10 protein-coding genes are annotated in these 12,359 nt (G+C 62.9%); 7 read left to right on the plus strand and 3 right to left on the minus strand.

The features are described from left to right. Nucleotides 1-138: 138 nt before the first annotated feature. Together HU720_RS06275 and gloB are read right to left on the minus strand one after the other, a co-directional pair. Nucleotides 139-1,563 carry a lytic transglycosylase domain-containing protein gene (locus HU720_RS06275; protein ID WP_186518219.1) on the minus strand — a complete coding sequence of 475 codons (1,425 nt, stop codon included), beginning with the start codon at nt 1,561-1,563 and terminating at the stop codon, nt 139-141. Between the two features lie 100 nt (nt 1,564-1,663). Beyond that, on the minus strand, nt 1,664-2,443 hold the full coding sequence (gene gloB, locus HU720_RS06280; protein ID WP_186518220.1) for a hydroxyacylglutathione hydrolase: 780 nt from the start codon (nt 2,441-2,443) through the stop codon (nt 1,664-1,666). A gap of 80 nt (nt 2,444-2,523) precedes the next feature. On the opposite strand from gloB, the gene HU720_RS06285 reads away from it, so the two are divergent. The 3 genes from HU720_RS06285 to dnaQ all read left to right on the plus strand — a co-directional run bounded on the left by HU720_RS06285 (nt 2,524) and on the right by dnaQ (nt 4,597). Continuing rightward, nucleotides 2,524-3,297, plus strand: a complete 774-nt coding sequence (locus HU720_RS06285) for a methyltransferase domain-containing protein (protein ID WP_186518221.1) — start codon at nt 2,524-2,526, stop codon at nt 3,295-3,297. A gap of 13 nt (nt 3,298-3,310) precedes the next feature. After that, on the plus strand, nt 3,311-3,757 hold the full coding sequence (rnhA, locus tag HU720_RS06290) for a ribonuclease HI (protein WP_186518222.1): 447 nt from the start codon (nt 3,311-3,313) through the stop codon (nt 3,755-3,757). 84 nt (nt 3,758-3,841) lie between these two features. Continuing rightward, on the plus strand, nt 3,842-4,597 hold the full coding sequence (dnaQ, locus tag HU720_RS06295) for a DNA polymerase III subunit epsilon (RefSeq protein WP_186518224.1): 756 nt from the start codon (nt 3,842-3,844) through the stop codon (nt 4,595-4,597). Between the two features lie 36 nt (nt 4,598-4,633). On the opposite strand, the gene HU720_RS06300 is transcribed toward dnaQ, so the two are convergent. Continuing rightward, on the minus strand, nt 4,634-4,852 hold the full coding sequence (locus HU720_RS06300; RefSeq protein ID WP_186518225.1) for a hypothetical protein: 219 nt from the start codon (nt 4,850-4,852) through the stop codon (nt 4,634-4,636). A gap of 158 nt (nt 4,853-5,010) precedes the next feature. Between HU720_RS06300 and HU720_RS06305 the strand changes: the two genes are divergently transcribed. The 4 genes from HU720_RS06305 to HU720_RS06320 all read left to right on the plus strand — a co-directional run bounded on the left by HU720_RS06305 (nt 5,011) and on the right by HU720_RS06320 (nt 12,359). Beyond that, on the plus strand, nt 5,011-5,571 hold the full coding sequence (locus HU720_RS06305) for an NAD(P)H-dependent oxidoreductase (protein ID WP_186518226.1): 561 nt from the start codon (nt 5,011-5,013) through the stop codon (nt 5,569-5,571). Between the two features lie 121 nt (nt 5,572-5,692). Then, nucleotides 5,693-6,736: an AraC family transcriptional regulator gene (locus tag HU720_RS06310; protein WP_186518227.1), complete on the plus strand. Its 1,044-nt coding sequence runs from the start codon at nt 5,693-5,695 to the stop codon at nt 6,734-6,736. 51 nt (nt 6,737-6,787) lie between these two features. Further along, entirely contained in the window at nt 6,788-11,299 is a 4,512-nt protein-coding gene (locus HU720_RS06315) for an NEL-type E3 ubiquitin ligase domain-containing protein (RefSeq protein WP_186518228.1), read from the plus strand. A 292-nt stretch (nt 11,300-11,591) separates the two neighbouring features. Next, a complete protein-coding gene (locus HU720_RS06320; RefSeq protein WP_186518229.1) occupies nt 11,592-12,359 on the plus strand; it encodes an SDR family NAD(P)-dependent oxidoreductase in 768 nt (255 codons plus the stop codon).

Here is a 12,359-nt window from a genome sequence, read left to right on the forward strand (position 1 = left end):
AGCGGCCTTGTGTCGCGAAAGGGGGCGTAGCTCCCCCCGACGATTTTGCATGAGGCCGAGATAGTGGGGCTGCTACGCAGCCCATTCGCGACACAAGGCCGCTCCTACAGGAGATCGTGGCGCTGGGGCCGGTTCCGATCAGTGACCCAGATAGACGGTCAAGGTTTGCCCAGGCTTGAGGGCGTGGCCGCTGCGGGGGTTCCAACGCTTGAGGTGTTTCATCTCGACGTTGAAACGCTTGGCCACCAGGTAATAAGAATCGCCCTTGCGCACCTTGTACTGGGTAGAGCGTTGTTTTGCGTCCGCTACCCGGTTGCCTGCTGCACTGCCGCCACGCAGGGCCAGCACCTGGCCAACGCGCAGGCTGTTGCCGCGCAGGCTGTTCCAGCTTTGCAACTGCTTGACCGACACTCGGTTGGCCTTGGCGATGCTGCCCAGGTTGTCGCCACGTTTGACCCGGTAGCTGCGCGCCGCCGGCGCCTTGGCTTCGGCAAGCGCTGCCTGGAACACGGCCTTGTTCGGTTGCAGGCTGACCAGTTCCTCAGGCTTGAGGTTGGACATGCGCGCCGACAGCAGCTGCGCCTTGGCGGTGGGCACCAGCAGTTGCTTGGGGCCGTCCACGGTCATGCGCTTTTTGAAGGCCGGGTTGAGCTGGATCAGCTCGTCTTCGTCGATATCGGCAAAGGCTGCGACCCGCGACAGGTCGAGGCGCTCGTTGATGGCAATGGCTTCGAAATACGGTTCGTTGGCGATCGGGTTGAGGTTCACGCCGTAGGCCTGCGGGGTGTTGACCACTTGCGACAGGGCCAGCAGCTTGGGCACGTAGTCGCGGGTTTCCTGCGGCAGTGGCAGGTTCCAGTAGTCGGTGGGCAGGCCGAGTTTTTCGTTGCGTTCGATGGCGCGGCTGACCGTGCCCTCACCTGAGTTGTATGCCGCAAGCGCCAGCAGCCAGTCACCGTTGAACATGTCGTGCAGGCGGTTGAGGTAGTCCAGCGCAGCGTTGGTGGAGGCGGTGACATCGCGCCGGCCATCGTAGAAATTGGTTTGCCGCAGGTTGAAGTGGCGCCCGGTGGCCGGCATGAACTGCCACATGCCCGCAGCGCTTGCTCGCGAGTAGGCCATTGGGTTGTAAGCGCTTTCGATGGCGGGCAGCAGGGCCAGTTCAAGCGGCATGTTGCGCTCTTCCAAGCGCTCGACGATGTAGTGCAGGTACAGGCTGCCGCGCTCGCCGGCGTTCTCGAGGAACGACGGGTTGCTGGCGAACCACAGGCGCTGCTGCTCGATGCGCGGGTTGACGTCCATGTTTTCCTGCAGGGCGAAGCCTTGGCGCATACGCTCCCAGACGTCTTGCGGCGCCTGCGGTTGCTCCTTGGCCTTGACCACTACCGGCGCCGGCTTGTGTTTGATCCGCGCCTGATAGCTGTGTGCGCGAACACTGTCGGATTCGTCGAGCTGACGGGTGCTCTGGCAGCCCACCAGTGTGGCGGCCAGCGCCAGTGCACTGATCTGTGCCAGTCGCGTCAGGGCGACCGAATGAGAGGTTCTGCGGCTACGGGAAGACATCGGCTGGAAGGGTTATCCGGGCAAAAAAGTTGGGCGATTCTAGGAACCGGTCCCCTCCGGGTCAACCTTTGCTGCAACCTCTCGATATATCTTGGGGTTATCAGAACCCGTCTTTCCATGACCTCAAGGCAGCAAAAACAGTGGCTTGGGTTGGGTTGCAATGCCCCTTCCATTCGTCTGCTTTTTCTTTAACGGATGTTTCAGCAGTGCGCAAAAACGGGTTGGTTTGCAGCTCCAGGCCAATACTTGATGGCAGGCTGATGCGGTTGTCGGCACGCAGCTGGGTCACCTCGGCAAAGCGCTGCTGCAGCCGCTGGTTTTCAGGCTCTACGGCGCAGGCAAAGCGCAGGTTGCTCAGGGTGTATTCGTGGGCGCAGTACACGGCCGTTGCAGCAGGCAGGGCAGCCAGGCGCTGCAGCGAATGGTGCATCTGTTCAGGGGTGCCCTCGAACAGCCGTCCACAGCCCCCGGCGAACAGCGTGTCGCCGCTGAACAGCAATGGGGCAGGGGTTTGCTCGGTGTAGAAGGCAATGTGGCCAAGGGTGTGGCCGGGCACGGCGATCACTTCAAACTGCATGCCCAGCACCTGGACGCAGGCGTTGTCTTCAAGGGCCAGGTCCCGGGCCGGGATGGTTTCGTTGGCCGGGCCGCATACCCGTGCCCCGGTCAGTGCCTTGAGCGCCTCGACGCCGCCGACGTGGTCGTGGTGATGGTGGGTGATCAGGATATCTTCCAGCACCCAGCCTGGGTTGTCGGCCAGCCACTGGCGCACCGGCGTGGCATCACCGGGGTCGACCACCGCGCAGCGGCGATTGGCAGTATCCTGTAACAACCAGATGTAGTTGTCGGAGAAAGCGGGTAGGGCAACGATCTGTATCATGGTGCGGATTCGCCAAGCCTGGACATGGCTTCATCTTAGCCGCGATGGCGCGGCCGGAGAACCTTCCGAGGGAGAACGCAATGACCGATCAAGCCTTCGCCCAGGCCGACCCCGAGTGGGTCGAGCTGATTCGTCTGGCCCGTGACTGGTTCGACGGGCCGTTGGGCCAACTGATGCTCAAAGAAGAAGAAAAGCTGCTGGCCGAAGAGCTCGGGCGCTTCTTTGGCGGCTACCTGGTGCATTACGGCCCCGGCAGCGAGGCGCCGCCCAGCGCACCACAGGTGCAGCGCAATGTGCGCCTTGGCGCGCCGTTGCCGGGTGTCGAGATCGTCTGTGAGGAACAAGCCTGGCCATTGTCCGAGCACGCCGCCGATGTAGTAGTGCTGCAGCATGGCCTGGACTTCAGCCTGTCGCCCCACGGTTTGCTGCGCGAGGCCGCAAGTTCGGTGCGCCCTGGGGGGCATCTGCTGATTGTCGGCATCAACCCTTGGAGCAGCTGGGGCATGCGCCATCTGTTCAGCCGCGGGGCGCTGCGCAAGGCGCGCTGCATCTCGGCGTCGCGGGTGGGCGACTGGCTCAACCTGCTGGGCTTTGCGCTGGAGAAACGCAGGTACGGGTGCTATCGTCCGCCGCTTGCATCGCCTGCCTGGCAACAGCGCCTGGCGGGCTGGGAGCGGGTTGCTGGTGGCTGGCAAAGTGCCGGCGGCGGCGTTTACGTGCTGGTGGCGCGCAAGATTGTCGTGGGCCTGCGCCCGCTGCGCCCAGCGCGCCGCGAACCCATGGGCAAGCTGCTGCCGCTGCCGCTGGCCAAGGTCAACCGCAGCGCTACCCACCCTGACACTGACAAGCATTGAACACGAGTGGTACATGAGCGATAGCGTCGAGATTTACACCGATGGTGCCTGCAAGGGCAACCCTGGCCCCGGCGGCTGGGGCGTGTTGATGGTCTGCAAGGGCGTCGAAAAAGAGCTGTGGGGCGGCGAGCGCGAAACCACCAACAACCGTATGGAGCTGATGGCTGCCATCCAGGCGCTGATGGCGCTCAAGCGCGAATGCGACGTGGTGCTGACCACCGACTCGCAGTACGTGATGAAAGGCATCAACGAGTGGATGGTCAACTGGAAGAAACGCGGCTGGAAAACCGCGTCCAAAGAACCTGTGAAAAACGCCGACCTGTGGGTGATGCTCGATGAACAGGTCAACCGTCACAAGGTGACCTGGAAGTGGGTCCGCGGCCATATCGGCCACCCAGGCAACGAACGCGCCGACCAGTTGGCCAACCGCGGCGTCGACGAAGTGCGCAAACAGCGCTAGGGCAGCCGCGAGGCGGCGCCAAGCTACCGACCGCTGAGTTATACTCTCGGCCCAGAATTCAGGCAGCAGCAGTTGGAGTACCGCGTGGAGCAGCAGCAAGACAAACGGTTTGTAGTGCTCGATACCGAAACCACCGGTATGCCGGTGGGCGAAGGCCACCGCATCATCGAGATCGGTTGTGTCGAAGTCATGGGCCGGCGCCTGACCGGGCGGCATTTTCACGTCTACCTGCAGCCAGACCGCGAGAGTGATGAAGGCGCGATCAACGTGCACGGCATCACCGACGCATTCCTCATCGGCAAGCCGCGTTTTGCCGAGGTGGCCGACGAGTTCTTCGAATTTATCCAGGGCTCCACGCTGGTCATCCACAACGCAGCGTTCGACGTTGGGTTCATCAACAACGAATTTGCCCTGATCGGCCAGCGCGACCGCGCCGATATCTCCCAGCACTGCCCGATCCTCGACACCCTGATGATGGCGCGCTCGCGCCACCCGGGGCAGCGCAACAGCCTGGATGCGCTGTGCAAACGCTACGGTATCGACAACTCCGGCCGTGAGCTGCACGGCGCCTTGCTCGACTCCGAACTGCTGGCTGACGTTTATCTAGCCATGACCGGTGGGCAGACCAGCCTGTCCCTGGCCGCTGACGGCGCGGTGGGTGAGGACGGCCAAGCCGCACGCGGCAGCGAGATTCGCCGCATTACCGGGCGCACACCGGGGCGGGTGATCATGGCGAGTGAGGAAGAACTGCAGGCCCATGCCGAGCGTCTGGCGGCGGTGGCCAAGTCGGCGGGCGGGCCGTCGATGTGGCAGGCGTTGACCGAGCCTGCTGCCGGTTGATGCACCGGGCCTGCCGCGCAGGCCCTTGAAGCAGGCTCAGGGAATACGGACGATCTCGATTCCGGTCTGGGCCAGTTCGAAGCGGTCTTCACCCAGATAATTGACCCGGTCGCCAATGGCCAGGCGATAGGTGGTGATCGGCGCACCAAGGGTGCTGCCATCTGCCTGGAGCGTGGACTCCTGGAATTCATGCACGGGGTAGATACGGCCTTCGGCGTCGCGGGCGTGGAACTGGCCGACCATTACTGCTGCCATTTTGGGTGGAACCCTCTGAAACGTGTAGGAAATGTCTGTAGCCATAGACCAGCAATAGGTGCGGGAAGTTTTCTGCTGTATGGAAAAAAACCAAAGCACCGAGGAACGGTCATCTATAACTACTGACGTCCCTTTACTTCGCAGAGGATGCATTCCCCATGAGTCAGGTTTATTCGGTAGCGGTTGTCGTCGGCAGCTTGCGCAAAGACTCCTACAACCGCAAGGTGGCCCGCGCCTTGTCCGAGCTGGCTTCGTCCAGCCTGGCCCTGAAGATCATCGAGATCGGCGACCTGCCGTTGTACAACGAGGACATCGAAACCGACACCCCGCCTGCGGCCTGGCAGCGCTTTCGCAACGAGATCAGCAAAAGCGACGCGGTGTTGTTCGTGACGCCCGAGTACAACCGCACGGTGCCTGGTTGCCTTAAAAACGCCATCGATGTGGGCTCGCGGCCTTACGGCAAAAGTGCCTGGAGCGGCAAGCCGACCGCCGTGGTGAGTGTCTCGCCTGGGGCGATTGGCGGCTTTGGCGCCAACCACGCCGTGCGCCAGTCACTGGTGTTTCTGGATATGCCCTGCATGCAAATGCCCGAGGCCTATATCGGTGGTGCCGCGTCGTTGTTCGACGAACACGACAAGCTCAACGAAAAGACCCGGCCGTTTCTGCAGGCGTTCATCGACAAATTCGCCTCTTGGGTGAAGCTGAACCGCTCGGTATAAAGGCTGTACCCGGCTCCGCCGCTAGCTGTGCGTACCCGACCGGCCTAAGATGCATCCCCTTGAGCATGCGAGGCGAGCTAAAACCGCGCAGGCTTGAGGTGAATGTTTCAAGGAACGGCCGATGAGCGAAAAAGACACCATCTCCATGCACCTGGTACGTGAGGCGTTGCTACAGGCGTGTCCTGAGCCTCAGGCGGCCGCTGCGTTGCTGGCACGCGCCGGGATCGATGCCGAGCGGCTTGAGCTTCCCGAGGCGCGGGTCAGCGCCGAGGCTTATGCAAGGCTCTGGCGCCTGCTGGCCCGGTATTGCAATGACGAGTTCTTCGCCATGGACCCACGCGGCCTCCGCCGCGGCAGCCTGGCGTTCCTGTGCCGGGCAGCGATGGCCCAGCCGACCTTGGGCGAAGGCCTGGATACCGCGCTGACCTTTCTCGGGTTGATGCTCGAAGATTTGCAGCCGGCCCTGGTGCGCCAGCAAAGTCTTGCCGAAATTGTCATCAGCGAGCCCCGCCAGGCGCCACGCCGCGCCTTCACCTATTTCACCTTGTGGATGATCGTGCACGGCGTGGGCTGCTGGCTCGCCGGGCGGCGCCTGCCGATCATGGCTGTCGAACTGCGCTGCGCCGAGCCACAGTTCTGCGACGATTACCGGGTAATGTTCTCGCAGACCCTGCATTTCTGCCGGTCGCGCACGCGGATGATCATCGCCGCTGATTGCCTGGACATGCCGCTGCGGCGTGCGCCCGAAGAACTGCAGCGTTTTCTCGCCGAAGCACCTGGCAACATCCTGGTCAAATACCGCGACCCAACCAGCTTTGGCTGGCGCATCCGCAACGACTTACTGCGTGGCGACCCCTGCACCTGGCCGGACGTCGACACGGTTGCGCGTCAATTATGTGTGTCGCCGGCTACCCTGCGCCGGCGCTTGGCCGACGAGGGGCAGACCGTCCAGGGGCTCAAGGACAGCGTGCGCCGAGAGTTGGCCGTCGCCTGGCTGGCGCAGAACGAGCCTAGCCTTGGCGAAGTCGCCGAGCGCCTCGGCTTTGCCGACAGCAGTTCTTTCTACAAGGCGTTTCGCAAATGGTTCGGTTGCAATCCCGGAGCTTATCGAGCGCTGATCCATGCACCAGATGCATTGCACCGGGAGGTACTTCCGGCTCGTTGAATGGGGAGGGCAGGGGCAATCTGCCGGGCTTTTCAGCCCGAGACTGCTGCCATGACCAACCCCGCGGAATCCGAAAAAATCACCCATGCCACTGATCAGTTCATTGCTGAAATTCTGCCTGACTGGCTCAAACGCGCGAGCGCTGCGCAAGTTCGGCTTTTGCGCGAACAGGCAGCGGCGCTGCGCGTCTCCCAGCAGCAAGTGCACGAAGCGCTCAAGCCGCTAAAACCCCTCGACGACTACGCAACTGCTGCGCTTGAGTCCGCGCTGGCATCCGAGCTTGGCATTGCTGTCGATCTGCGCACTGCCCAGTGGCGCGATGAGCGGCGGCGGCTGAAGGTTTTTCAAGGCCAGGTGCAGGAATTCAGCGCTTACTTCGTACGCACCCCGGCGTTGCAGCACCTGATGCAGAATTTCAAGGAGAACGAATCCTTCTTCGAGGAAACCGCCTTGGTGCACCCGGCTGACCCGGTATCGGGTGAGATGGAACGGGTAGTGTCCAGTGCGAGCCAAAAAATCGCCGAAGTCTGCCGCAAGGTTGACGTCGGCGCAGGGTATCGCGCCCACCTGGACAGCGTCCTGGATGACGCATTCACAACCAGCCTGGCCGATGACAGGCGGCGGCAGCTGGGGTTCGACGTTGAGGTTGCTGCTATCAAGGGCCAGCACAGTGCTTTCGACCTGAGCATGTTGCGCACTGCCGCCGACGGCAAGGCCATAACCCACAGCCTCGGCCAGCAGGTGCTCTGCGGCCCCTTGCAATTGCTGGGGTGTGCGCTGGATGGTGCACTGGCGTTCAGCATCAGCGGCACTTGGTTGGGCGGTACTCGTGGCCCGGTTACTTCAATGCCGCAGCTCATGGGTGTTGTGCTGTATATGCCTGATGACCACGAACAGCCCCTGCGCCAATTTCGGGACTTTTCGGCTGCTAACCGACACCTGGCAGTCAAGATGGCGCAGCCCGCGTTCAGCGCCGCCGTGCTGAGACGGGTTGCGATAAAGGAACGCGCCGCCTTCATGACCACACTGGCAACGCGCCTGATGGACTCGGTGCCTGACATGCAAGCGAACGTGCAGGCAATTGACGGCGATCTATTTGTCGGTGTGGCGCGTGGCCATGTACAGCGTATCAAGGAGAATGCTGCCGAGTTAGCAGTACCGACTGCGCAAGCAGACCGTACCGCCACTACCGAACGGACGGAGGCTTTGGAGGTCGTGGGCCTGACATTGCTCAACCTGGCAGGTCTGTTCGTGCCGGTGGTGGGCGCTTTGCTGCTGGCTGATATGGTCCGCCAAACCCTGGTGCAGGTGTGTGAAGGCGTCGAGGACTGGGGCTTGGGGCATCAACACGAAGCGCTGGAGCACTTCCTGGGGGTAGCTGAAACCGTGGTGGTGACGGCCGCGGTAGCCGGCGGCGCGACGCTGGCGGCGCGTAGTTTCGCCCGAAGTGCATTTGTCGACGAATTGCAGCCGGTGCTCAACGCCCAGGGCCAGCAACGGTTTTATGCCAACACCTTGGTTCCCTATCGATCAGGTGTTCAGGTGGCCGATGCGCCGCTGTCTGACGACGGTCTGTTCGAAGATGGCGACCGGCGTTGGTGGGAGCATGAGGGCCATCGCTATCAGGTGCGCCCGGTTGCGCAGCGCAGCAGTTGGCAGTTAGTGCACCCAACGCGCGACGATGCCTTTGCCCCCGAGCTTGAGTCCAATGGCGAGCAGGCTTGGTGCTTGAACCATGAACGGCCGCTGGAATGGCAGGGCGCCAGCCTGTTGCTTGGGCGCCTATGGCCTGCGTCGGCGGCACTTGAGGCGTCGCGAGTGGAGCAGATCCTGCGGGTGGCGGATGTGGATGAAGATGCCCTGCGTGGCTTGCTGGTCGAACGCCGACCGTTGCCGGTGGCGCTGCGTGATACGTTGCAGCGTTTTGCCATCGATGCCCGTATCAGCGCCCTGTTCGAGCAGCTTGGCACAGGCGTCGCTGCGGGCATCGACCGCGAACTGTTTGACTGGTGCATTGAACGTGAGGCACTGCTAGGCACGCCTTGGGCCGAGCAGGCTGAACACCTGCTGGAAAACGCGCCAGCCCTGGGCGAGGCGCTGCTCGAACACTTTGCCAGCAGCGCGGCCGGTGCAGACGACCTGCTGTGGCTGGTCAAACGTGATTTCCCAGGCCTGCCGGATGCCTATGCGCTGCACCTGCTGGACCGGGCAGACGCGGCGCAGCGCCTGCGCATGTCAAGCGAGTCACGTATTCCCCTGGCGTTGAGCCAGCAGGCGCGGCAGTTGCTGCTGGAGGCCAAGCTGGTGCGCATACGCGAGAGCCTGTTCCTTGAGCACAGCTATCGCGACGAAACGGTGGAAGTGGTGTTCAGCCTCCTGCGGCGGCACGCCAACTGGCCCGCTTCAGTCAATCTCGAATTGCGTGACGACCCAATTGCCGGTCGCCTTTTGTCGCGGTATGACCCGGCGCCGCAAGCAGAGGCCACGCTCAACGTGATGGTGCGCCGCGAAGGGCGCTTTGCGCTTTATGGCAGCAATGGACAGGCGCTTGAGATGCAGCCCGCAGAGCCTTGCGGGCTGGCCGAGGTGCTGCTGGCGGTGCTCCCTGATAGCCGCCTGCAGGCGCTTGGCTGGGACGGGGCCGAGGGTGCTGCGCGGGTGCACGCCGACTTGCAGCGTTGGCTGCCAGCCACCCGCGCGGGGCTGCTCAACGATGCCGGGCTGCGTGAGGCGGGCGTGCAGCCCAGCCCCATGCAGCGCCTGCCTGACGGGCGCGTTGGCTATCAGATGAGCGGGCGCGGATCGGGGTTCGGGACCCTGCTGCGTTTGCGTGATCGTGTGCGTGCTCTATATCCCGGCTTCACTAACCAGGAAGTTGAGGGGTACGTGAACGCACTGATGACGCGGCCGCGTTCGGCGTTCGCCAACCTACTCATCCAGGAGCAACAATATCGACGCCTGGATGTCGCACTGCAAACCTGGGTCAGCGATAGTGCAGTGGTGAGTGTCGTCGTTGCACGCCGGCGTTGCGCCAATGAATTTCGACGTTGCTGGCGGATGATTGGCGAGCTGGACCCAAACGCACATGGCCCAGCACTAGGGATGCGTTTGACCTTGATCGGTTCGCATATTGGAAGTTTGCCGGAACTGCCCGCAGATTGTGACTTCAGCCACATCACCACGCTAACACTGGTGGGGCTCGGGCTCGACCGCATACCCGCAAGCTTTCCTCGGGCTTTTCGCCGTCTTCGGGCGCTGGACCTGAGCAACAACGCCCTGACTACCTGGCCTTCGATGTTCTTGCGTGCACCGCGCTTGCGGATATTGCGCATGGCTCGTAACCAGCTAAGCATCACGGCGACCAGTTCGGCGTTATTGAGCGAACTTAGCGGGGTGCATGAGCTTGATCTGAGCTACAACCCGCTCGGCGCGATCAGTCTGGAATTCGGGCGCCTGTCGCGGCTGCGCAGGTTGAACCTGCGTAGCACCGGCTTGCTGACCATGCCGTCTGGGCTTGAGTGGTGTGGTTTCCTGGAAACCGCCGACCTGCGCAACAACAGTATTTCGACCATGCCACAGATCTGGCTCAATGCCACACCGTCGTTACGCCAGAGCTTGCGTTTGTCAGGTAATCCTCTGCCACCGGCCATCACCGCTCAACTGCGAGCGCCAGCCGTGGACGAACTGGCAGTACCGAGTGACGTTCCCACGGTAGTAGAGGCGCGCAGCCTGTGGCTCAGTGGTCTGGACGAGGCCGACACCGAAATACGTGGGGCGTTGTGGGACGCCTTGCAGGCTGAGCCTGGCAGCGAGCACTTCATGCAGATGATGGCTGAGCTCACCTGCACCAGCGACTACCGGCAAGCTCAAACGGCCCTGGCCGAACGGGTCTCGGGCCTTATGGCGCAAGCGCGCGGCGACACTGCACTGCGCGAGGAGTTGTTCAGCCTGGCCGCCAACCCGCGCACGTGTGTGGACAGCGTGCTGTCGTGCTATAGCGTGCTGGAGGTGCGTGGGCTGGTCGCCAAAGCGCTGCACGACGCGTCGGTCGAGCAGGCCCAGGGGGCGCGTTTGAGTTTGGCGCGGCGTTTGTTTCGCCTGGACCGTGTCGAGCGCATCGCCACGGAGGCCATGGCATCGGCTCGTGCACTAGGGCGTGAGGTAGATGAAATCGAGGTCAGCCTGGCCTACCGCACCGGGCTTGCCGACGAACTGGACCTGCCGGGGCAGCCCCGCACCATGCAGTTCGGCGCCATCGCCGGGGTCACCCGCGCGCAGCTGGATGCAGCAGCTGCAACGGTGCGCAGCGAGGAGGCCGGTAAAGGTCTGGCGGAGTACATCAGCCAGCGCGATTTCTGGGTGCAGTACCTGGAGGCGCAGCATACCGAGGCTTTCACAGCGGCGGAGCAAGCGTCTTGGGACGGCCTGGAAAAGCTCGATGACGAGCGTGAAAAACTGGACGACAAGCAGTACGTCACACGCGCCAACCAGTTGGCGGCGGACCGCAACAAAGCCCGTCAGGACCTGATCCTGCGCCTGACCCGCGAAGCACTCACGGCGTAGAAATCTACACAGTTTCTCTGACCCAGGCATTCCTCTTGTAGCGCGCGGGCTTTGTGCCACCAACACGCTATCTGCCAGTGTTGCGCGCAAGTTGCGCAGTTACCTCTGCCCTCAAGGCCAAGCCTGACCAGTCTTGAGCCAGGCCGGCCAAACCGATCATGGCAATTGATCGGTTTGGCCATTGCCCGGCCGCCCTGGCCGCGTGAACATCGAAGCATGCCTGGCATCCAGCCAGATCGCCCGACCGTAAGCTGCGCAGCCTGGTGTGCGCGGCATCAATGGGAGCTTCGACATGCTTATCGCTCAGCACAATTTCATCGTCAGTGGCGCCGCCTCAGGGCTGGGTGCTGCGACTGCCCAGATGCTCATCGAGGCCGGTGCCCGGGTCATGCTGGTTGACCTCAATGCGGCGGCTGTACAGGCCAAGGCCGAAGAATTGGGCCGCAACGCCCGTTTTGCCGTGGCCGACATCAGTGATGAACAGGCTGCCCAAGCGGCGGTGGATGCCACCCTCGAAGCGTTCGGCAGCCTGCACGGGCTGGTCAATTGCGCCGGTATCGTCGGCGCCGAGAAAGTGCTGGGCAAGCATGGCCCGCACGCACTCGGCAGCTTTGCCAAGGTCATCAACGTCAACTTGATTGGCAGCTTCAACTTGCTGCGCCTGGCCGCTGCGGCCATGGCCGAAGGCCCGGCCAATGAAGGTGGCGAGCGCGGGGTGATCATCAACACCGCCTCGGTCGCCGCCTACGACGGCCAGATCGGCCAGGCCGCCTATGCCGCTTCCAAAGGTGCCATCGCCAGCCTGACGCTGCCCGCAGCCCGCGAGCTGGCGCGCTTCGGCATCCGTGTGATGACCATCGCCCCAGGTATTTTCGAAACCCCGATGATGGCCGGCATGACCGAAGAAGTACGCGCTTCACTGTGCGCCGGTGTGCCATTCCCGCCGCGCCTCGGCCGCCCGCAGGAATACGCAGCCCTGGCCCGCCATATCATCGAGAACAGCATGCTCAACGGCGAGGTGATCCGCCTGGACGGCGCGCTGCGCATGGCAGCCAAGTAA

The organism is Pseudomonas sp. SWRI51, from assembly GCF_014268825.1.
Classification (GTDB): domain Bacteria; phylum Pseudomonadota; class Gammaproteobacteria; order Pseudomonadales; family Pseudomonadaceae; genus Aquipseudomonas; species Aquipseudomonas farsensis.